General features: G+C 69.9%; 21 protein-coding genes. 14 read left to right on the forward strand and 7 right to left on the reverse strand.

Annotation, left to right across the window (positions count from 1 at the left end; all coding sequences use genetic code 11):
* Nucleotides 1-2: 2 nt before the first annotated feature.
* Together ftsE and ftsY are read right to left on the reverse strand one after the other, a co-directional pair.
* Entirely contained in the window at nucleotides 3-683 is a 681-nt protein-coding gene (gene ftsE / locus QWY84_RS01875; protein WP_290200750.1) for a cell division ATP-binding protein FtsE, read from the reverse strand.
* Between the two features lie 7 nt (nucleotides 684-690).
* Complete coding sequence (gene ftsY / locus QWY84_RS01880; protein ID WP_290200751.1) at nucleotides 691-1,698, reverse strand: signal recognition particle-docking protein FtsY; 1,008 nt, start codon at nucleotides 1,696-1,698, stop codon at nucleotides 691-693.
* A 100-nt stretch (nucleotides 1,699-1,798) separates the two neighbouring features.
* Here ftsY and QWY84_RS01885 point away from each other — a divergent pair, with 100 nt between their 5' ends.
* The 5 genes from QWY84_RS01885 to ggt all read left to right on the forward strand — a co-directional run bounded on the left by QWY84_RS01885 (nucleotide 1,799) and on the right by ggt (nucleotide 7,642).
* Nucleotides 1,799-3,199, forward strand: coding sequence for a M16 family metallopeptidase (locus tag QWY84_RS01885; RefSeq protein ID WP_290200752.1), 1,401 nt, complete (start codon nucleotides 1,799-1,801; stop codon nucleotides 3,197-3,199).
* 2 nt (nucleotides 3,200-3,201) lie between these two features.
* On the forward strand, nucleotides 3,202-4,572 hold the full coding sequence (locus tag QWY84_RS01890; RefSeq protein ID WP_290200753.1) for a M16 family metallopeptidase: 1,371 nt from the start codon (nucleotides 3,202-3,204) through the stop codon (nucleotides 4,570-4,572).
* Nucleotides 4,569-5,141: a 16S rRNA (guanine(966)-N(2))-methyltransferase RsmD gene (rsmD, locus tag QWY84_RS01895; RefSeq protein ID WP_290200754.1), complete on the forward strand. Its 573-nt coding sequence runs from the start codon at nucleotides 4,569-4,571 to the stop codon at nucleotides 5,139-5,141. Before QWY84_RS01890 ends, rsmD begins: the two co-directional genes overlap by 4 nt.
* A 330-nt stretch (nucleotides 5,142-5,471) precedes the next feature.
* Nucleotides 5,472-5,960, forward strand: coding sequence for a pantetheine-phosphate adenylyltransferase (gene coaD, locus QWY84_RS01900; protein WP_290200755.1), 489 nt, complete (start codon nucleotides 5,472-5,474; stop codon nucleotides 5,958-5,960).
* A 5-nt stretch (nucleotides 5,961-5,965) separates the two neighbouring features.
* Entirely contained in the window at nucleotides 5,966-7,642 is a 1,677-nt protein-coding gene (ggt, locus tag QWY84_RS01905; RefSeq protein ID WP_290200756.1) for a gamma-glutamyltransferase, read from the forward strand.
* A gap of 6 nt (nucleotides 7,643-7,648) precedes the next feature.
* On the opposite strand, the gene QWY84_RS01910 is transcribed toward ggt, so the two are convergent.
* Nucleotides 7,649-7,987, reverse strand: a complete 339-nt coding sequence (locus QWY84_RS01910) for a hypothetical protein (RefSeq protein ID WP_290200757.1) — start codon at nucleotides 7,985-7,987, stop codon at nucleotides 7,649-7,651.
* Nucleotides 7,988-8,017: 30 nt separating this feature from the next.
* Here QWY84_RS01910 and QWY84_RS01915 point away from each other — a divergent pair, with 30 nt between their 5' ends.
* Nucleotides 8,018-8,689 (forward strand): MlaC/ttg2D family ABC transporter substrate-binding protein, encoded by a 672-nt coding sequence (locus tag QWY84_RS01915; protein WP_290200758.1) that lies wholly within the window; start codon nucleotides 8,018-8,020, stop codon nucleotides 8,687-8,689.
* A complete protein-coding gene (locus QWY84_RS01920; protein WP_290200759.1) occupies nucleotides 8,686-9,303 on the forward strand; it encodes a transglycosylase SLT domain-containing protein in 618 nt (205 codons plus the stop codon). The genes QWY84_RS01915 and QWY84_RS01920 overlap by 4 nt, the downstream gene beginning before the upstream one ends.
* A 368-nt stretch (nucleotides 9,304-9,671) precedes the next feature.
* Here the strand turns inward: QWY84_RS01920 and QWY84_RS01925 are convergent, their stop codons facing one another.
* A complete protein-coding gene (locus QWY84_RS01925) occupies nucleotides 9,672-10,424 on the reverse strand; it encodes a flagellar brake protein (RefSeq protein WP_290200760.1) in 753 nt (250 codons plus the stop codon).
* Nucleotides 10,425-10,496: 72 nt separating this feature from the next.
* On the opposite strand from QWY84_RS01925, the gene greB reads away from it, so the two are divergent.
* Entirely contained in the window at nucleotides 10,497-11,003 is a 507-nt protein-coding gene (gene greB / locus QWY84_RS01930; RefSeq protein ID WP_290200761.1) for a transcription elongation factor GreB, read from the forward strand.
* A 93-nt stretch (nucleotides 11,004-11,096) separates the two neighbouring features.
* Here greB and QWY84_RS01935 read toward each other — a convergent pair whose 3' ends face one another.
* From QWY84_RS01935 to QWY84_RS01945, 3 genes are all read right to left on the reverse strand, one after another.
* The gene (locus tag QWY84_RS01935) at nucleotides 11,097-12,128 is read right to left on the reverse strand and encodes a uroporphyrinogen decarboxylase family protein (RefSeq protein WP_290200762.1); all 1,032 of its coding nucleotides are present in this window, start codon (nucleotides 12,126-12,128) and stop codon (nucleotides 11,097-11,099) included.
* Between the two features lie 100 nt (nucleotides 12,129-12,228).
* A complete protein-coding gene (locus QWY84_RS01940) occupies nucleotides 12,229-13,056 on the reverse strand; it encodes an IclR family transcriptional regulator domain-containing protein (RefSeq protein ID WP_290200763.1) in 828 nt (275 codons plus the stop codon).
* A gap of 5 nt (nucleotides 13,057-13,061) precedes the next feature.
* Nucleotides 13,062-13,925, reverse strand: a complete 864-nt coding sequence (locus QWY84_RS01945) for a dioxygenase family protein (protein ID WP_290200764.1) — start codon at nucleotides 13,923-13,925, stop codon at nucleotides 13,062-13,064.
* 129 nt (nucleotides 13,926-14,054) lie between these two features.
* On the opposite strand from QWY84_RS01945, the gene QWY84_RS01950 reads away from it, so the two are divergent.
* The 6 genes from QWY84_RS01950 to QWY84_RS01975 are packed head-to-tail and all read left to right on the forward strand — an operon-like array spanning nucleotide 14,055 to nucleotide 19,438.
* The gene (locus QWY84_RS01950; protein WP_290200765.1) at nucleotides 14,055-14,864 is read left to right on the forward strand and encodes a citryl-CoA lyase; all 810 of its coding nucleotides are present in this window, start codon (nucleotides 14,055-14,057) and stop codon (nucleotides 14,862-14,864) included.
* A 10-nt stretch (nucleotides 14,865-14,874) separates the two neighbouring features.
* Nucleotides 14,875-16,020 (forward strand): CaiB/BaiF CoA transferase family protein, encoded by a 1,146-nt coding sequence (locus tag QWY84_RS01955; RefSeq protein WP_290200766.1) that lies wholly within the window; start codon nucleotides 14,875-14,877, stop codon nucleotides 16,018-16,020.
* 18 nt (nucleotides 16,021-16,038) lie between these two features.
* Nucleotides 16,039-16,446, forward strand: a complete 408-nt coding sequence (locus QWY84_RS01960; RefSeq protein WP_290200767.1) for a YciI family protein — start codon at nucleotides 16,039-16,041, stop codon at nucleotides 16,444-16,446.
* Between the two features lie 30 nt (nucleotides 16,447-16,476).
* The gene (locus QWY84_RS01965; protein WP_290200768.1) at nucleotides 16,477-17,553 is read left to right on the forward strand and encodes a C4-dicarboxylate TRAP transporter substrate-binding protein; all 1,077 of its coding nucleotides are present in this window, start codon (nucleotides 16,477-16,479) and stop codon (nucleotides 17,551-17,553) included.
* The gene (locus QWY84_RS01970) at nucleotides 17,553-18,128 is read left to right on the forward strand and encodes a TRAP transporter small permease subunit (protein WP_290200769.1); all 576 of its coding nucleotides are present in this window, start codon (nucleotides 17,553-17,555) and stop codon (nucleotides 18,126-18,128) included. Before QWY84_RS01965 ends, QWY84_RS01970 begins: the two co-directional genes overlap by 1 nt.
* A complete protein-coding gene (locus QWY84_RS01975; RefSeq protein WP_290200770.1) occupies nucleotides 18,125-19,438 on the forward strand; it encodes a TRAP transporter large permease in 1,314 nt (437 codons plus the stop codon). The genes QWY84_RS01970 and QWY84_RS01975 overlap by 4 nt, the downstream gene beginning before the upstream one ends.
* The last annotated feature ends 14 nt before the right edge of the window (nucleotides 19,439-19,452 follow it).

A 19,452-nucleotide genomic window follows, 5' to 3' on the forward strand; every position in this document is an offset into this window, starting at 1 on the left:
GGTTAGCCGCCTGCTCCGTCGTTGAGGGTGTCACCCACCAGGCGCCCCTCGGACAGGCGCAGGTAGCGATGTCCCAGCCGCTGGATCAGGCCCAGGTCGTGGCTGGCGATGAGCACGGTGACGCCCACGCGGTTGAATGCCTCGAACAGGCCCATGATCTCCTCGGAGAGCTCCGGATCCAGGTTCCCGGTGGGCTCGTCCGCCAGCAGGATGGGCGGGCGCGTCACCACGGCCCGGGCGATGCCCACCCGCTGCTGCTCACCGCCGGACAGCGTCACCGGGTAGGCGGTCTCCCGGTGCAGCAGCCCCACCTTGTCCAGGGCCGCGCGCACGCGCCGGCCGATGTCGGCGGCCGGCGTACCGGCGATCACCAGCGGCAGGGCGACATTGGCGTAGACCGTGCGGTCGTACAGCAGGCGGTGATCCTGGAAGATCATGCCCACCCGCCGGCGCAGGTAGGGGATCCGGCGGCGGGCCAGCCGCGCCAGATTGATGCCGTTGAGAACGATCTGCCCGCGGCTGGGACGCTCGAGCAGCGGGATCAGGCGCAGCAGGGTGCTCTTGCCCGCCCCGGAGTGGCCGGTGAGAAAGACCAGCTCGCCCGGGTCGACGCGGAACGACAGGCCGCGCAGCGCCTCGTGGCCCCCGGGGTACTGCTTGCCGACACCGTCGAACTCGATCATCGCACCGCTACTGCTCCGCCCCCAGGGCATCGCCCAGCAGGGCGTCGACGAACTCCTCCGCCCGGAACGGCTGCAGGTCCTCCGGGCGCTCGCCGACGCCAATGTAGCGGATGGGCAGCCCGAGGCGGTGGGCGATGGCGAAGATCACGCCGCCCTTGGCGGTACCGTCCAGCTTGGTGAGGATCAGCCCGGTCACGCCCACGGCCTCCTGGAAGTGCTGGGCCTGGGACAGGGCGTTCTGGCCGGTGCTGGCGTCCAGCACCAGCAGCACCTCCTGGGGCGCGCCCTCGTCCAGCCGCCCCAGCACACGGCGGACCTTGCGCAGCTCGTCCATGAGATTGCCCTGGGTGTGCAGACGGCCGGCGGTGTCGGCGATGAGCACATCGGTCCCCCGGGCCTGCGCGGCCTGGTGGGCATCGTAGATCACCGATGCGGAATCGGCGCCGGTGTGCTGGGCGATGACCGGGATCCCGGTGCGCTCGCCCCACAGCTGGAGCTGCTCCACCGCCGCCGCCCGGAAGGTATCGCCGGCGGCCAGCAGCACGGAGCGCCCCTCGTCGCGGTAGCGGCTGGCGAGCTTGCCGATGGTGGTAGTCTTGCCGGTGCCGTTGACCCCCACGGTGAGCACCACGAAGGGGCCGTCCGGGTTCTCCGGCACCAGCGGCTGCTCGCAGGGAGCGAGCATGGCGATCATGTCCTCGCGCAGGGCCCGCATCAGCGCGCCCATGTCGTCCAGCTCCCGCCGGCGGACGCGCTCGGTCATGCTCTCGATGATGCGGGTGGTGGCCTCGACCCCCACGTCCGCCATGAGCAGCCGGGTCTCCAGGTCCTCCAGCAGCTCGTCGTCGATGGTCTTGCGGCCGAGAAAGGCGGTGGCGAGCCCCTCGGTCAGCCCCGAGCGGGTCTTGCCGAGCCGCTCCCGCAGGCGCCCGAAGAACCCGGGCCGGTCCTTGCCCGCCGCCGCGGCATCGTCGCCGGTGCCCTCGGCCGGCCTGTTTTTTCCGAACCCGAACATGGTTGTCGTGGTCCCTCCCTGCGGGTGGATGACGTATCCTACCACCCACGGCCCGGGCGCCTCACCGGGAACACGAACCAACAAGCGAGCGACTGCCACCATGCTGCGATCCTGTCTCGCCCTGCTGGCCGCCGGCAGCCTGTTCGCCGGCACTGCCGCCGGCGCCACCCTGGACACGGACATCGAGACCTTCGAGCTGGACAACGGCATGGAGATCATCGTCAGGCCCGACGACCGGGCACCGGTGGTCATCCACCAGGTCTGGTTCCCCGTCGGCTCCAGCTACGAGCAGCCCGGCACCACCGGCGTCTCCCACGCCCTGGAGCACATGATGTTCAAGGGCACGGAGAACCGCGAGAGCGGCAGCTTCTCGCGGATCATCTCCCGGCACGGGGGCGAGCTGAACGCCTTCACCGGCCGCGACTACACCGCCTACTACGAGGAGATGGGCGCGGACCGCCTGGAGATCGCCATGGAGCTGGAAGCCGACCGCCTGGCGAACATCGTCTTCGACCCGGACGAGTTCCAGCGCGAGCTCGACGTGATCAAGGAGGAGCGCCGGCTGCGGGTGGACGACAACCCGACCTCGGTGCTGCAGGAGCGCTTCAACGCCGTCGCCTGGCATCGCAGCCCCTATCGCCAGCCGATCATCGGCTGGCAAGGGGATCTCAACCAGCTCACCCTGGACGACGTGCGCGGCTGGTACCGGGACTGGTACGGCATCAACAACGCGGTGCTGGTGGTGGTCGGGGACGTGGAGCCCGAGGCCGTCCGCGAGCTGGCCGAGAAGCACTACGGGCCGCTGGAGCCGCGCGCCACCCCGGAGCTCAAGGACCACGGCGAGATCGAGCCCCTGGGGGAGCGCCGCCTGACGGTGCACCACCCCAATGCCACCCCGTTCCTGCTCATGGGCTACCACGTACCGTCGCTGGCGACGGCCGAGGACCCGGGCACGACCTACGCGCTGAGCGTGCTCGCCCAGGTCCTGGACGGCGGCGAGAGCGCCCGCCTGCCCAGCGAGCTGGTCCGCGGCCGCGAGATCGCCGCCAGCGTCGGTGCCGGCTACAGCAGCATCAACCGGCTGGACACCCACTTCCAGTTCCATGCACGTCCCACCGGCGACACCTCGCTGGCGGAGCTGGAGGAGGCCCTGCGCAAGGAAATCCGCCGGGTGCGCGAGGACGGCATCACCGAGGAAGAGCTGCGGCGCGCCCGGGTCCAGCTGCGCGCCGAGTACGTCTACCGCCTGGACTCCCTGTCCCGGCAGGCGACGGAGATCGGCATGCTGGAGACCACCGGCATCGGCTACGAGGCCATGAACCGCTTCGAGGAGCGACTCGCCGCGGTCACCCGTGAGGACGTGCGCGCGGTCGCCCGCGAGTATCTCGTCGACGACCGCCTGACCGTGGGCCACCTGGAGCGCAGCGACGACGCCCCCGCTGCCCCGCAATCCGTCGTCCCCCCGGGCCGACCGGAAACCCGAGCGACCAATAAGGAGTAACCATGGCACCGCGTCGTATTCTCTCCACGCGCACCGGGCTCGTCGCCGGCCTCCTGGTGCTCCTGGCGCTGGCCGCCTCCGGCCGCGCCGCCGCCACCCCCGACATCCGCCACTGGACCGCCGACGAGGGCCTCGAGGTCTACTTCGTGCGCACCACCGCCCTGCCCATGGTGGACCTGGAGCTCACCTTCGATGCCGGCTCCGCCCGGGACGGCGAGCACCCGGGCCTGGCCCGCCTGACCAGCAACGTTCTCGGCGAAGGCGCGGCGGGGCTGGATGCCGGCGCGATCGCGCGGCGCTTCGAGGACCAGGGCGCCCGCTTTTCCGCCAGCAGCGACCGCGATTCGGCCAGCGTGCGGCTGCGTACGCTGAACGACCCGGAGACCATGAGCGCGGCGGTCGAGGCCCTGAGCCTGGTCGTCGGCGAGCCGGATTTCCCCGGGGCCGCTGTCGACCGCGAGCGCCAGCGCATGCTCACGGCCTTGCGCAACAACCGCCAGGACCCGGGCTACCGGGCCCAGGAGGCGTTCTGGGAGGCGCTGTACGGGGATCATCCCTACGGCCATCCGCCCGGCGGCACGGAAGAGAGCCTCAACGCCCTGGAGCGGGCCGACGTGCGCGGCTTCTACCGCGACTACTACGTGCGCGGCAATGCCACCCTGGCCATCGTCGGCGATCTCAGCCGCGCCGAGGCCGAGGCCATCGCCAATCACCTGGGCGAGAGCCTGCGCCCGGGAGCCGCGCCGGAGCCGCTGCCGAAGCCCGGACCCAGCGTCCGGGCGGGAGAGACCATCCACATCCCCTTCGACAGCAGCCAGAGCCACGTCATGATGGGCCAGGTGGGCTACGCCCGGGGCAACGAGGACCACTTCGCCCTGTACACGGCCAACCACATCCTCGGCGGCAGCGGCCTGGTGAGCCGTCTCGCCCAGCAGATGCGCGAGGAACGGGGGCTGTCGTACAGCGTGGGCAGCCGGTTCACTCCCATGGAGCGGGCCGGCCCGTTCCTGATCAGCACCCAGATCCGCAGCGACCGCACGTCGGAGGCGCTGGAGGTGCTCCGCGACACGGTGACGTCCCTGCGCAACGAGGGGCCGGAGCCGGACGAGCGCGAGCGGGCCGTCGAGAACATCACCGGCAGCTTCCCCCTGCAGCTGGCAGGCAACCGCAACATTCTCGCCTACGTCGCCAATATCGCCTTCCACGACCTGCCGCTGGACTACCTGGAGCGGTTCCCGGAGCGCATCAAGGAGGTGGACCGGGAGGCCATGGTCGCCGCCATGCAGCAGCACCTGGAGCCGGAGTCGTTCGTCACGGTCATCGTCGGCCCCAGGGACGCGGAAGGCGAGACGGCGGACGAAGGCGAGCAGTGAGCTCGCGGGGCCGCAACCAGGTGCGGATCATCGCCGGCACCTGGCGGGGCCGTCGGCTGCGCTTCGCCGACGGCCCGGGCCTGCGCCCCACCGCGGACAGTAACCGCGAGACCCTGTTCAACTGGCTGCAGCCGCTGCTGCCGGGCAGCCACTGCCTGGACCTGTTCGCCGGCAGCGGCGCCCTGGGCCTGGAAGCCGCCTCCCGGGGCGCCGCCTCGGTGCTTCTGGTCGAGCGCAACCGCAAGGCCGCGGCGCAGCTGCGCGACAACGTCGGCCTCCTGCAGGCAGGTGACCGGGTCCGGGTGCACAACGGCGACGCCGTCGCCCTGCTGCGCGGCCCCGGGCATCCCGTGGACGTGGTCTTCCTGGACCCGCCCTTCGCCGGCGACCTGCTGGAGCCCGCCTGCCGGGCGCTGGCGGCCGGCGACTGGCTGCGTGCCGGCACCCGCATCTACGTCGAGCACGCGCGCCAGCACGCCCCGCCCGTTCCCGGCGACTGGCACGAGCTCCGCGCGCGGACGGCGGGCGACGCGACCATGCGGCTGTTCGCGGTGGCCGGCGGCGATTGATTGCGGGCCCGGCGGATGGTTTGATGAGAAGCCCTTTAAGGAAACGCTGAACGATTCGCGCGCGCCTCTGGCCGCACAGCACGCCTGCAGACGAGGCGGGCTGCGCAGCGCTGTACTGGCTGGTACAGTCAAGCAGCACAACGATGGCTGCAGGCGTGCTGTGCGGCCCCGAAGGGCGCTTCACGGCGGCGCTCTGGGCTGCGTTGGCGTTCTTGTAAAGGGCGACGGCCATTCACTGCGAACGCCGCCTTGCCAGAGCGCCGCCGTGAAGCGCAGAGGCACGCGGGAATTGTTCAGCGTTTCCTAAACGGTAAAACACAGGGCCAGCACATGAGCGTCACAGCCATCTACCCGGGCACCTTCGACCCCATCACCAACGGCCACATCGACCTGGTGGAGCGGGGGGCCAGGATCTTCGACCGGCTCATCATCGGCGTCGCGGCCTTCCCCAGCCCGACCAAGAAGCCCGCGTTCACCAACGACGAGCGCCTGGGGCTGGCCCGTATCGCCCTGGAGCACATCCCCAACATCGAGGTAAAGGCCTTCGATACGCTGCTGGCGCACTTCGTGGCCAAGGAGAACGCCCAGGTCATCCTCCGCGGGCTGCGGGCCGTCTCCGACTTCGAGTACGAGTTCCAGCTGGCCAGCATGAACCGCCAGCTGATCAAGGACGTGGAGACCGTCTTCCTCACGCCCTCGGAAGAATATGCCTACATCTCCTCCAGCCTGGTCCGCGAGGTGGCGGCGCTGGGCGGAGACATCGAGCGGTTCGTCCATCCCCGCGTCGCCGAGGCCCTGGCGAACCGCCTGCAGGGGTGATCCCGATGATGCGCGCATGCTGCAAGGGAGTCCTGGCCGCCCTCCTCCTCGTCGTCACCTTCCCGGGCAGCGCCGCGGCCGATCCTCCGGGCGCGGCGGTGGCCACGGCCCACCCGCTGGCCACCGAAGCCGCGCTGGAGACCCTGGACAACGGCGGCAACGCCTTCGATGCCGCCGTGACGGCCACCGCCACCCTGGCGGTGGTGGAGCCCTACGGCTCGGGCCTGGGCGGCGGCGGATTCTGGCTCCTGCACCGGCAGGCCGACGGTCACCAGGTCATGGTGGACGGCCGCGAGGAGGCGCCCGGCGCCGCCACCCGGACCATGTACCAGAATGATGACGGCGAGCTGCGCGAACGGGACTCCCTGGACGGCCCGCGCGCCGCCGGAATCCCCGGAACCCCGGCGGCGCTGGTGCATATCACCCGGGAGTACGGCAACCGGAGTCTCGCCGAGAACCTGGCACCGGCGATCCGGCATGCCCGCGAGGGCATTCCGGTAACCGAGCACTACCAGCGCATGGCCTACTTCCGCCGCGACGCCCTGCGCGAGTCCCCGGCAGCCGCCGCGGTGTTCCTGGACGACGGCGACGTCCCCGAGGTCGGCGACACCCTGGTACAGACCGACCTGGCCCTGACCCTGGAGCGCCTGGCGGACGACGGCCTGGCGGGCTTCTACGACGGCGCGGTGGCCGAGCGCCTGGTCGCCGGAACCCGGGAGGCCGGCGGCATCTGGACGCGGGAGGACCTGCAGGACTACGCCGTCGTCGAGCGCGAGCCCGTGCGCGGCGACTACCGCGGCGTCCGGGTGACCTCCGCGGCGCCGCCCTCGGCCGGAGGCATCGGCCTGGTCACCATGCTCAACACCCTCGCCGGGTACGATGTCCACGATGCCACCGAAGTACAGCGCATCCACCTCCAGGTGGAGGCAATGCGCCGCGCCTACCGCGATCGCCGCCTGTACCTGGGCGACCCGGATTTCGTCGACATCCCGCGGGAGCGCCTGCTGAGCCGGGAGCACGCGCGCAACCTGGCGCAGAGCCTGGACCCGGAGCGGGCCACCCCGAGCGAGGCCCTGGAGGATGCCCAAGGCGGCGGCCGGAATACCACGCATTTCTCCATCATCGACGCCGACGGCAACCGCGTAGGGGCGACGCTGTCCATCAACTACCCCTTCGGCTCCGGGTTCATGCCGCCGGGCTCGGGCGTGGTTCTGAACAACGAGATGGACGACTTCGCCACGCGGCCGGGCGAGCCCAATGCCTACGGCCTGGTCGGCGGCGAGGCCAACGCCATCGAGCCGGGCAAGCGCCCCCTGTCCAGCATGACGCCGACGTTCCTGGAGACGGACGACCGCGTGGCCGTCATCGGCAGCCCCGGCGGCAGCCGGATCATCACCCAGGTCCTGCTGGCGACCATGAGCTTCGTCGACGGCCTGGAGCCGGAATTCTGGGTCTCGCGACCGCGCTATCACCACCAGTACCTGCCGGATCGCATTCAGCACGAGCCCGGCGCCATCTCCGTGGACACGCGCCGCGCCCTGGTGGAGATGGGCCACACGGTGCGACCCATGCTGCGCCGGTACGGCGACATGCAGGTGGTGATGTGGCACCGGGGCGAGAGCCGGATGGCCGCCGAGAGCGACCCGCGCGGCGGCGGCAAGGCGGTGGTGGCGGACGACTGACCTGGCTCAGACGAAGGTATCGATGGTCCCGCCCGAACGCGGCGGCTCGTCCCGGGAGGAGCGGCGGTCAGCGGAACGGCGGTCGGCGACGCGCCGGTCGTCAGCCTCCTCGGCCGGCTCCGCCGGCGTTTCCGCCGTGCCGGCGCGCTGCGGACGCCGCTGCCGGCCGCGGCGCTGCATGGCATCGCGCACCCAGGCATCCTCGGCGTCCCGGCCCGCGGTATGCTCCTGCTCGCCGACCCCATGATCGGCGTACCGCGACGGCGCCAGCACCTGGCCGACCTGGCGCGGGGGCGTCAGCTCCAGGCGACGGGGGTAATACACGTAGATATCGAGCATAATCACGTACCAATCCGCGTACGCTCAGTATAGACCATGCAGTGTAACCGGCGGGACTCAAGCAAACGCGCAACCTGGCACCGGGCGCTACTGTCCGGGGCCCTCGCGGCGGCCGTGGTGGCCACCGGCGCAGCGCAGGCGCAGGAGAGCGACCCCCCAGCGCCGGAGACCGTGGTGCACGAGGCCTTCCAGGAAGCGCTGAACGCCCTGATGGAGCACCACGAGGCCATTGCCGACGACCCCGCCGTCGCCGCGCGCCTGATCGAGGACATCCTCGGCCCGCACCTCCACTTCAGGCTCATGGCCCGGCTGATCCTCGGCCGCTACTGGGGCGAGGCCACGCCCGGGCAGCGCGAGCGCTTCACGCAGGCCTTCCGCGAGCACTCCGTGCGCGTCTACGCCCGCGCGCTCAGCGATCACGTGCACCGGGCGGTGGCGCTGGTACGCGATGACCCCGACATCCTGCAGATCCGGGGCGCGACGCCCCCGGACGAACGGGGCCGCGTGACCGTGCGGGCGGCGCTGCACGCCGGTGATACCACCGTGCCCCTGCAGTTCCGCCTGATCCGCAGCGACGGCCACGGCTGGCGGGCCTACGACGTGGTCATCGAGAACCTGAGCCTGCTCACCAACTACCGGCGGGAGTACACCAGCATCATCCGCCGGGAAGGCGTCGACGGCCTGATCCGGCGCCTGGAGGACCGATGAGACGGCTTCTTGCCATACTGGCGATGCTGGCGCTGGCCGGGTGCGCCGGCGGGCCGCCGGAGCGCACGGATAACCTGTGCCGGGTCTTCGAGCAGCAGCCGAGCTGGTACGACTACGCCCGGGCCAGCGAGGAGCGCTGGGGCACGCCGATCGCCGTGCAGATGGCGTTCGTGCGCCAGGAGTCATCCTTCCGCCACGATGCCCGGCCGCCCCGCCAGTGGTTGCTCGGCTTCATCCCGTGGCGGCGGCCGACCACGGCCTACGGCTACGCCCAGGCCCAGAATCCCGTCTGGGGCGAGTACCTGGACGACCGCGGCGGGCTGTTCTCGCGCCGCACCCACATGAAATACGCCCTGGACTTCATCGGCTGGTACAACAACAACACCCACCAGCGCCTAGGCATCAGCAAGCGCAACGCCCGCCACCTGTACCTCGCCTACCACGAGGGCCACACCGGCTACCGGCGCGGCCACTGGCAGAACGACCCCCGGCTCCAGCGCACCGCCGCGCGCGTCGAGAGCACGGCCCGCACCTACCGTGCCCAGCTGCAGGAGTGCGAGTCCCGGTTCCAGTGCCGGCACTTCTGGGAGTTCGGCCCGTTCTGCGACGCCTGAGCAAAAAAAACCCCCGGGGTTACCGGGGGCAACATTAACGCGTCAGGGTGGGCAGACGCGCCGCCTGACGGCCACCGGTGATGGGTGCGCGGGACACCGATGGCCGCGCTGTCGTCGTGGTAGCAGGGCATACGCTGAGGCGGGCCACGACGACCAGGCGATGGCATCCATGACGTAGCACGCGTCGTGCCAGAAAAGAAAAACCCTTTTTTGTCAGTAAATTACCGTCAACCCGCGCCGACACCCAGCGCTCGAACTGTCGACGATCGGCGACACCATTCACCGCGCAATCAACCAATGCCCTGTTTATTCTCGGTTTTCCGGATGTCTCCGATCTGAGACAGGGGTCGGCACGGATGGAGGCGGCGTTACTGGTGGTCCGGGGAGGTATCCCGCTGCGCGATCTGCAGGCGCTGCAGGTAGCGCTGCAGCAGCGTGGTCCCGCGTCCGGAGACACCGCCGAAGGCGAGCCCGAGGCGCCGGCCGACGCTGCCGTCGCGGAAGATGTGCCGGGAGATGTTGCGCACTTCCAGGCGCACAGCCAGGACGTCCTGCCCGGGGATCTCCAGCTCGCAGTCGGTGAACACGTCGCCCACCCGCAGCGGCAGCGACATGGCCGCATCCACCAGACCCACGCCGCCCAGGCTCAGATCCATGGCCCGCAGCGTGTAGACGGTGCCGTCCTCGGTGGGAATGCGGCAGATCACCGGCGTGGACACCGGCATGGGGACCCGGAAGAACTCCCGGCGCTGCATCCGCTGGACGCTGTCCGGCAGCGGCGCACGGAAGACCGGACCGTCGCTGCGCGTGCCCGCGCGCAGCCCGCTCACGCGGAAGCGCACGCTGACATTCTGCTCGCGGGTCATGCAGATCAGGCTGTCGGCCGCCAGGGCGCGGCGGTTCACCGCGTCATCCGGCCCCTGGTCCAGCTCGACCTCGCCGCGCTCGATATCGACCCCGAGCACGGCGGTGACCAGGCTCTCGCGCCCCCGGTTGAAGTAGGCCGTGACCAGCTCGGGCCGGCGGCTCAGCTGCCGCAGCACGGCGATGATGTCCGAGCGATCCGTGAGCTGGAAACGATCCTGTCCCTTGGGCCCGCTGTTGCCCCCGTCAGCCGTCACCCGCTAGTCTCCTTCGTGACATGGTTCCCCGCCGCGCTGCGGGCATCCGGCAATGATAACCGATGGACGCACATGAGCCGATATCGACCGCCGCAGGGTAAGCGGTCCGCCTACATCACGCGGGAGGGCTGGCGCACGCTGGAGCGGGAGCTGGAGTGGCTCTGGCGGGTGCGCCGGCCGGAGGTGACCCAGGCGGTTGCCGAAGCCGCCGCCATGGGGGATCGCTCCGAGAACGCCGAGTACATCTACGGCAAGAAGCAGCTGCGGGAGATCGACCGGCGCGTGCGCTACCTGAGCAAGCGCCTCGACGAGCTCACCGTGGTGCAGGAGCGCCCGGCGGACCCGACGCGCATCCGCTTCGGCGCCTGGTTCGAGGTCGAGGACGACGCGGGCTCGCTCAACCGCTACCGGATCGTGGGCCCGGACGAGATCGACCCGGAGCAGCACTTCATCAGCATCGACTCGCCCGTGGCCCGGGCGGTGCTCGGCAAGGGCGCCGACGACGAGGTCGCCGTGCGGTTGCCCGCCGGGGAGGTGCACTACGTGATCACGGCCGTGTGGTATCCGGACGGCACGTAGGCCCGCACCCGGGGCCATCCCGGGCCCCGGGTACGCGCCGCGCCATCGACGCACCGTGCCGCCGTCGCGGCCGACGACGGCAGCCGTTGCGGATCAGGCCGTCCCGCTCAGCTCCGAGCGCACGATGCGGGCGCCCTCGGCCATCGCCTTGATCTTGCCGAAGGCGGCATCGCGGGGCAGATACTTCAACCCGCAGTCGGGGGCGACGATCACCTTGTCGGCATCCACGTGCGGCAGGGCCCGCCGGATGCGGGCGGCGACGGTCTTGGGGCTTTCCACCTCGGCGGTGGACAGGTCGAGCACCCCGAGGATGATCGACTTGCCCCGCAGGCTCTCCAGCACCGAGGTGTCGAGGTTGGACTGCGCCGTCTCGATGCTGATCTGGTTGCAGCTGCAGTCCTTGAGCTGGGGCAGGAACGAGTAACCCTCGGGGCGCTCGTGGATGAGCGCGGCGTAGCCGAAGCAGATGTGCACCGCCGTGGTTCCCTGGACGCCGTCGAGCGCGGTGTTCAGGGCCTCGAGCCCGTACTCCTCGGCCGCTTCCGGGCGCGCCTGCATGTACGGCTCGTCGATCTGGACAATGTCGGCGCCGGCGGCGAACAGGTCGTTGATCTCCTCGCGCACGGCGCGGGCGTAGTCCATGGCCGCCTCGGCCAGGCCCGGGTAGTAGTCGTTCTGGGCCTGCTGGCTCATGGTGAACGGGCCCGGCACGGTGATCTTGATCATGCGGTCGGTGTGCGCGCGGAGGAACTTCACGTCCTCGACCTCGACGGCGTGCCGGCGCTGAATGGGCCCGACGATGCGGGGCACCGGGTTGGGGTGGCCCGAGCGGTCGAGCGCGGTGCCGGGATTGTCCAGGTCCAGCCCGTCGAGGGCGGTGGCGAAGCGGTTGGAGTAGCTCTCGCGCCGGATCTCGCCGTCGGTGATGATGTCGAGCCCGGCCTCCTCCTGCGCCCGGATGGCCAGCAGCGTGGCGTCGTCCTGGGCCTGGGCCAGCCAGGGCTCGGGGATGCGCCAAAGCTCCTGGGCGCGGGCGCGGGGCGGGAACCGCCCGGCGAGCTTGTCACGATCGATCAGCCAGTCCGGCTGGCAGTAGCTGCCGACAAGAGATGTAGGGAGAAGCATGGGATCCTCCAGGCGTTTGTCATGGGTCTTTTCGTATTGCGCAAATTGTTGCGCTTCATGCAGAAGACGCGCGCCCGCGTCAGCGGGCACGCCCCGACGCTCAGGTGCTGCCGAGAATGGACGTCAGAACCGGGTAGCGGGCGATGGCCTCGGCGATCCGGTCGGCGGCGGCGCGCAGATCCTGTAGCCGTTCGGCGACCATCTGCTGCGGTGTCACCAGCCCCGTGTACCCCGACGAGTTGAGCGCCGCCAGGGTGTTGCCGGCGGCATCGCGCACCGGTACCGCCAGGGCGGTGATGCCGTAGTCGAGCTGATCCACCGCGGTGGCGTAGCCGTCGCGGCGCGCCTGCTCGATGATCCCGCGCAGCTCGTCGACGGAGGTCACCGTCAGCTTGGTCAGGGCCTGCGGCTCCACCGTGGCGAAGTAGGCGTCCAGCTTGTCGTCGTCGAGCCCGGCGAGCAGCACGCGCCCCATGGAGGTGGCGTGGGCCGGGTACCGGGCCCCCACCACCGCGCTGGCACGCCGGGCGCGCTGGCGCGAGTGGTGGGCGATGTAGATGACGTCGTGCTCGTCCAGCGTGGCCACCGACGAGGCATCGCCGAACGTCTCCACCAGGTGGCGCAGCTCGGGCAGCATCAGCTCGTCCAGGCGGGCCGAGAAATAGAACGACGACCCGAGCCCCATGACCTTGGGCTGCAGATGGAAGCGCTTGCCGGTCTGGCCGACGTAGCCCAGCGCCTGCAGGGTGATCAGGCTGCGCCGCACCGCCGCCGGCGATGCATCGATGCGCCGGGCGAGCTCGCTCAGCGTCATCTCGGGGTGGGCGGCGTCGAATGCCTCCAGCAGGGCCAGCCCCTTGGCCAGCGCCTCGACGAACTCCGGTGGCCGGTTGCTCGGGTCTGTCACGGGACGGGCCAGCTCCTCCATCCGGTTCAGCCCTCCGGCGCCAGCGTGAAGTCGAAGTGCACCTTCGCGTCCGGCCGGCGTTCCAGAGGAAGATCGATTGCCGAGGCCTTCTTAACAGGCTCGAGCTTGGCGATCAACGACTTTCGGACACCGAAAACCGCGTCGTTGTCGAGGTACTCGGCGTTCTCGAAGAACACTTCCGTGGTGATGGAGCGCATGCCCGGGTGGCGGACGATGTAGTGCAGGTGCGCGGCCCGCCACGCGTGACGGTTGCCCGCCCGCAGCAGCTCGCCCACGGGGCCGTCGTAGGGGACGGTATAGGGCTTGGGCAGCACGGTGGTGTAGTAGTAGCGCCCCTGCTCGTCGGCGGTAATCTTGGCGCGCAGGTCGTACTTGTCCTGCCCCTGCTCCTGTTCCTGGATGGGGTAGGTGCCCGAGCTGTCGGCCTGCCAGGTGTCGATGGTGGCGCCGGGCAGCGGGTTGCCCAGAGTGTCGCGGATGACCCCTTCCACCAGGACGGATACGCCTTCGCGGCCCTCGGCCAGGTCCGCGCCGAGCTCCTTCACGGGGGCGTCGTCCAGGTAGAACGGTCCCAGGTTCGAGCCCTCCGTGGCGCCGCCGCGGGTGTTGATCATGTCCACCAGCGCCGACAGGCCCAGGACGTCCGAGAGCAGGATGTACTCGTGCCGCTCCGGCGTGGAGATCTGCCCGCAGTCGTAGAGGAAGTTCAGCATCCGCATCCACTCGTCGTGGGTGAGGTTCACCTCGCGCACGTAGTCGTGCAGATGCTCGATGAACGTCTCGAGCAGGAACTGGAAGCGGCTGCCGTCCTCGGTGTCGAACGAGCTCTTCACCGCCTCGGTGACCGTGAACTGGTTGACGTCTCGCATTTCTGACCTCTCCTCCCTCGATGCTCGTCACCCGGGTCGTGATCGTTATTTGACACGATCATATGGGATGCAATAATTTACGACAAGCGAAAATTATTGCGCATAGCGAAAACTCTCGGAGGAATCTGGATGCGAATTGGCAAGCAGGAGCAGCCCTACACGGCCATTGCCACCTCGGACGCCGAGCACATCACGGTGCGCGGCTACGACCTGTGCGACGAGCTCATCGGCAAGATCGATTTCTCCGACTACTTCTGGCTGATGGTCATGGGCAGCAAGCCCGAGCCGCGCCAGCGCGCCATGCTCGACGCCTGCCTGGTGGCCATCGCCGAGCACGGCCTGGTGCCCAGCGTGCAGGCGGCGCGCATGACCCTGGCGGCCGCGCCCGAGGCCTGGCAGGGGGCCATGTCCGCGGGGCTGCTGGGCATGGGCACGGTGGTGGCCGGCTCCACGGAATCCGCCGGGCGCTACCTCGACGAGCTGCGCCGCACCGCCGATGCCAACGGCGGTGATGACGAGACCGCAGTGGTCGACAGCCTCAAGGCGCTGAAGGCGAGCAAGGCGAAGGTGCCCGGCCTGGGCCATCCCCAGCACTCCAGCGGCGACCCGCGCGCCAACCGCCTGATGGCGCTGGCGGACGAGCACGCCGTCTCCGGCCGCTACACGGGCATCCTGCGGCTGCTGGAGGTGCACGCGCCCGGGATCATCGGCCGGCCGCTGCCGGTGAACGTCTCCGGGGCGATCCCGGCGGTGCTTATGGATGCCGGCTGGTCACCGGACGCGCTCAAGGCGGTGCCGCTGGTGGCGCGCGCGGCGGGGCTCGCGGCGCACCTGCTCGAGGAGTCGCAGCGCTCCATCGGCTTCATCATGTCCCACCACGCCGATCAGGCGATCAGCTATGACGGTGCCCCCGCAACCGGACAATACGGCGAGAAGTGAGACCCGAACGATGGTGAAGATTCTGCGCAACATCCGCGTCGTCGAGATGGGCACCTACATCACGGGCCCCGCCGCCTCCATGCACCTCGCCGATCTGGGCGCCGAGGTCATCAAGGTCGAGCGTCCCGATACGGGAGACCCGTTCCGCGCCTTCAAGGGCGGCCTCTACTCGCCCCATTTCCAGACCTACAACCGCAACAAGCGCTCCATCGCCCTGGATACCAAGGACGAGACGGATCTGGCGCTGTTCCACGAGCTCATCGCCGGCGCCGACGTGTTCATCCAGAACTTCCGCCCCGGCGTGGCGGAACGGCTGGGCGCGGGCGAGGAGACGCTGCGCGGGCTCAACCCCGGGCTCATCTACTGCGCCATCTCCGGGTTCGGGCCCTCGGGCCCGGCGCGCGACCGCCCGGCCTACGACACCGTGGCCCAGGCCGCGGCGGGGTATCTGCGGCTGCTGACACCGCCGACCAACCCCCGCGTCATCGGGCCGGCCATCGCCGACGCCGTGACCGGGCAGTACGCGGCCCTGGGCATCCTGGCGGCGATCATCGAGCGCAGCACCACGGGCAAGGGGCGGCGGCTGGACATCTCCATGCTGGAGGCGATGTCGCACTTCAACCTGGACAGCTTCACGCACTACTACAGCGTGGGCGAGGTGATGGGGCCGCTGTCGCGCCCGGTGGTGTCGCAGTCGTACACCTTCGAGTGCAGCGACGGCAAGTGGATCGCCTTCCACCTGTCGTCGCCGGAGAAGTTCTGGGAAGGCCTGCTGGAGGCCACGGAGCAGCAGCACCTGGCCGACGACCCGCGCTTCTCGGAGCGGCTCGAGCGCATCGAGCACCAGGACGAGCTCATCGAGATTCTCACCCCCGTCTTCCGGACCGCATCGCGGGATACCTGGTGCGAGCGGCTCGCCGCCGCGGGGGTGCCGTACTCGCCCGCCTACGACTCCAGCGAGGCCCTGGAGGATCCGCAGGCCAGGCACCTGCAGATCGCCGTCAGCGCCGAGCACCCGCAGATGGGCAACTTCACCACCGTGCGGCCGCCCTATGCCTTCGACGGCGAGCCGGATACCGACGTTCTGCCGCCCCCCGTGCTGGACGAGCACGGCGCGGCGATCCGCGCCGAGCTGGAGCGGGGGCGCTCACGTTAACCGCAGGATGGAGCAGCCATGACCGACGATCAGGCCGGACCCCGGGCGCTGCCCAAGGACGATGTCCTCCAGGCGAGCGCGGCGATGCTGCAGAAGCAGCTGTATATCATCTTCACCACCCCGACGGCGGACCTCGGGCCCGTGCTGGCGAACCTGGAGGAGCACCTGGCGTTCCAGGTCGAGCTCGAGCGCGAGGGCACCATGTTCGCCGCCGGCCCGCTGTGGAACGACGACGAGACCGAATGGCACGGCGAGGGCATGGTGGTCGTGCGCGCCGGCTCGCGGGACGAGGCGATCGCCATCGCCGAGCGCGACCCCATGCACCGGTGCGGCGCGCGCCGGTTCACGGTCCGCCCGTGGCTGGTCAACGAAGGAGCAATGACGTTCCGGCTGGAGATGTCCAGCCAGAAGCTGACGATGCTATGACACCGATAAGAGTGAGGCAGGAGGAGAACCATGAACAGAATTCTTGCAGCCATGCTGGGCTGCGCGCTCGCCGTACCGACGGCCGGCGCGCAGGAGACCATCAGCCTGACCGTGGGCTCGAGCCACCCCAAGGCCATCCCCTGGGTGGGCATGATCGAGACCCATTTCATGGCGGAGACCGACCGCATTCTGGCGGAGACGGGCAACTACGAGATCGATTGGCAGCAGGCCTTCGGCGGCCAGCTCTACGGAACCAGTGAGACGCTGACCGCGGTCCGCGACGGCATCACCGATATCGGCTGGGTGTTCTCCTACCTGGAAGCGGCGCGCATGCCGCTGAGCCAGGTCACCGCCCACACGCCGTTCTCGACCTCCGACCCGGTCACGCAGCTCAACGTCATGCGCTCGCTGTACGAGGACATCCCCGCCTTCCGCGAGGAATGGGAGCAGCACAACCTCGTCATGCTGGGCATGACCGCGTCGGACAACTACGACGTCTATACCAAGGAGCCCATCTCCTCGCTGGACGACCTGGAGGGCATGAAGCTCTCCGTGGCCGGCCCCCTGGCGAACTGGCTGCGCGGCATCGGCGCGAACGCCGTCGACGGCGCGCTGACCAGCTTCTACACCGACATCCAGACCGGGGTCTCGGACGGCGTGGTGATCGTCGCCCTGGGCGCCCTGCCCGCAAGGCTCTACGAGGTCGCGCCCTACATCACGCGGGTGCGCATCGGCACCGTGTTCTCGGGCGGCGTGGCCATCAACGCCACCCGCTGGGAGACCCTGCCCGAGGAGGTCCAGCAGGCCATGGCAGAGGCCGGCGAGTTCTACTCCCGCGCCCACGCGCAGGATCTCGTCGACCGCGAGGAGTCCGCCATGGAGAAGATGCAGGAGCTCGGCGCGGATCAGGACCCGCCCGTGACCGTCTCCACCCTGCCCGCCGACGAGCGGGAGCAGTGGGCGCAGGATCTGCCCGACCTGGCCGGCGAGTGGGCGGCGGACGCCGAGCAGCGCGGGGCCCCGGGGCAGGAGTTCCTGGAGGCCTACATGGACGGCCTGCGTGAGCGCGGCGAGGAGCCCCTGCGCGCCTGGGACCAGACCGACTGATGCGCGGCGAGGCCGACAACGCGGCCGGGGGAGCCGAGGGCCCTTCCCGGCCGCAGCCTCTGGCGATACGCGCCTGGGGATGGGTGGTCGACGGGCTCGCCGTGCTCGGCACCGGGATGATCGGCGTCCTCATGGCGATCATCTGCGCCGACATCCTGGCCCGCAACCTCCTGGGGGGCTCACTGCCGCTGGTCTCCGAGTTCGGGGCGCTGGCGCTGGTGATGATCGTCTATCTCCAGCTGGCCACGACCATCCGCCACCGCCGCCTGGTGCGCTCGGACATTCTCCTGAACCTGCTGGACGCCCCGGCGCCGCGCCTGCGGATGGTGCTCGAATGCCTGTTTGACCTGGTCGGCGCCGTCGTCATCGCCGTGATCGCGTGGTCGACGCTGGGCATGCTGGAGCGTGACATCGCGGTAGGCCAGTACATCGGCGTCACCGGTGTGCTCATCCTGCCCACCTGGCCGTTCCGCGCCCTCATCCTGCTCGGGGCCGGCGTCGCCGCCCTGCAGTTCGTCTTTCAGCTTGCATACCGCCTGCGGCTCGTCGCCGCCGGCAAGGGACAGACCCCATGACGCCACTGGAAATCGGCATCCTCGCCATCGTCGCGCTGCTCGTGCTGATCCTCATCGGCATGCAGATCGGCGTCGCCATGCTCGCGGTGTCGCTGGTTTCCGTGATCGCCATGCGTAACGACGCCGTGGCGCTGCACATGATCGGCTCGGTCGCCAACGACGCGCTGCGCAACTATCTGTTCGCGGTGGTGCCGCTGTTCGTGCTGATGGGGCTGCTGGTCACGCACTCGGGGGTAGGCAAGGACACCTTCGACATGTTCGAGCGGCTGATGCGCCGCTTCAAGGCGGGGCTGGGCATGGCCACCATCTTCGCCAACGCCGTCTTCGCGGCCATCACCGGCGTCTCCATCGCCTCGGCCACCGTGTTCAGCCGCGTCGCCGTGCCGGAGATGCGCCGCCACGGCTACACCGGCACGTTCGCCACCGGCGTGGTGGCGGGCAGCTCGGTGCTGGGCATGCTCATCCCGCCGTCGCTGCTGATGATCGTCTACGCCGTGGTGGCCGAGCTCTCCGTGGGGCGCATGTTCCTCGCCGGCGTCGGCCCGGGCATCGTGCTGGCGCTGGTGTTCACCGCCACCATCGTCCTGCTGGCCCGGTGGCGGCCGCGGTTCGTGTTCGAGCGCGCCGACAGCGGCCCGGACACGGGCCCCATCTCCGGCTTCGAGGTGATCCGCAAGTCCGTCCCCATTCTCGCGCTGGTACTGCTGGTGCTGGGCGGGCTGTACGGCGGCTTCTTCAACCCCACCGAGGCCGGCGCGGCCGGCGCCTTTGGGGCGCTGGTGATCGCCCTGCTGCGCCGCTCGCTGACCGCGCCGCAGTTCTGGCAGCTGATGGTGGAAGCCGGGCGCATCACCGTCTCGGTGCTGTTCCTCATCATGGCGGCCACGTTCTTCAGCCGCACCATGGCCATGTCCGGCCTGCCCCGGGACCTGGCCGAGCTGCTGCTGGCCGGGCCCATCGGCCCCTATGGCTTCCTGCTGCTGTTCGTGGCGCTGGTGGTCGTCCTGGGGTTCGTGATCGACTCCATCTCGATCATGCTCATCGTGCTGCCCATCGCCCTGCCGGTGGCCCAGTCCGCCGGCTTCGACCTGATCTGGTTCGGCGTCATCACCGTCATCGCCGTGGAGATCGGGCTGCTGACCCCGCCCTTCGGCCTGTCCGTGTTCACCATCAAGACCGCACTCCAGGACACGGACATCGGCGTGGGCGACATCTTCCGCGGGGCGCTGCCCTTCGTGGGCGCGATGTTCGTCACGCTGGGGATCCTCGTGATGTTCCCCGCCATTGCCACCTGGCTCGCACTGCTCTGACGACCAAGGAGAAC

It is taken from the genome of Aquisalimonas lutea (genome assembly GCF_030409225.1).
GTDB lineage: Bacteria > Pseudomonadota > Gammaproteobacteria > Nitrococcales > Aquisalimonadaceae > Aquisalimonas > Aquisalimonas lutea.

Coding starts and splice junctions, on each gene's coding strand:
- QWY84_RS01965 (WP_290200768.1), top strand. CDS start 16,477: ATGAACAGAATTCTTGCAGCCATGCTGGGCTGCGCGCTCGCCGTACCG.
- QWY84_RS01915 (WP_290200758.1), top strand. CDS start 8,018: ATGCAGTGTAACCGGCGGGACTCAAGCAAACGCGCAACCTGGCACCGG.
- QWY84_RS01940 (WP_290200763.1), bottom strand. CDS start 13,056: ATGGAGGAGCTGGCCCGTCCCGTGACAGACCCGAGCAACCGGCCACCG.
- QWY84_RS01970 (WP_290200769.1), top strand. CDS start 17,553: ATGCGCGGCGAGGCCGACAACGCGGCCGGGGGAGCCGAGGGCCCTTCC.
- QWY84_RS01885 (WP_290200752.1), top strand. CDS start 1,799: ATGCTGCGATCCTGTCTCGCCCTGCTGGCCGCCGGCAGCCTGTTCGCC.
- coaD (WP_290200755.1), top strand. CDS start 5,472: ATGAGCGTCACAGCCATCTACCCGGGCACCTTCGACCCCATCACCAAC.
- ggt (WP_290200756.1), top strand. CDS start 5,966: ATGATGCGCGCATGCTGCAAGGGAGTCCTGGCCGCCCTCCTCCTCGTC.
- QWY84_RS01890 (WP_290200753.1), top strand. CDS start 3,202: ATGGCACCGCGTCGTATTCTCTCCACGCGCACCGGGCTCGTCGCCGGC.
- QWY84_RS01935 (WP_290200762.1), bottom strand. CDS start 12,128: ATGCTTCTCCCTACATCTCTTGTCGGCAGCTACTGCCAGCCGGACTGG.
- QWY84_RS01945 (WP_290200764.1), bottom strand. CDS start 13,925: ATGCGAGACGTCAACCAGTTCACGGTCACCGAGGCGGTGAAGAGCTCG.
- QWY84_RS01920 (WP_290200759.1), top strand. CDS start 8,686: ATGAGACGGCTTCTTGCCATACTGGCGATGCTGGCGCTGGCCGGGTGC.
- greB (WP_290200761.1), top strand. CDS start 10,497: ATGAGCCGATATCGACCGCCGCAGGGTAAGCGGTCCGCCTACATCACG.
- ftsY (WP_290200751.1), bottom strand. CDS start 1,698: ATGTTCGGGTTCGGAAAAAACAGGCCGGCCGAGGGCACCGGCGACGAT.
- QWY84_RS01975 (WP_290200770.1), top strand. CDS start 18,125: ATGACGCCACTGGAAATCGGCATCCTCGCCATCGTCGCGCTGCTCGTG.
- QWY84_RS01950 (WP_290200765.1), top strand. CDS start 14,055: ATGCGAATTGGCAAGCAGGAGCAGCCCTACACGGCCATTGCCACCTCG.
- QWY84_RS01960 (WP_290200767.1), top strand. CDS start 16,039: ATGACCGACGATCAGGCCGGACCCCGGGCGCTGCCCAAGGACGATGTC.
- ftsE (WP_290200750.1), bottom strand. CDS start 683: ATGATCGAGTTCGACGGTGTCGGCAAGCAGTACCCCGGGGGCCACGAG.
- QWY84_RS01955 (WP_290200766.1), top strand. CDS start 14,875: ATGGTGAAGATTCTGCGCAACATCCGCGTCGTCGAGATGGGCACCTAC.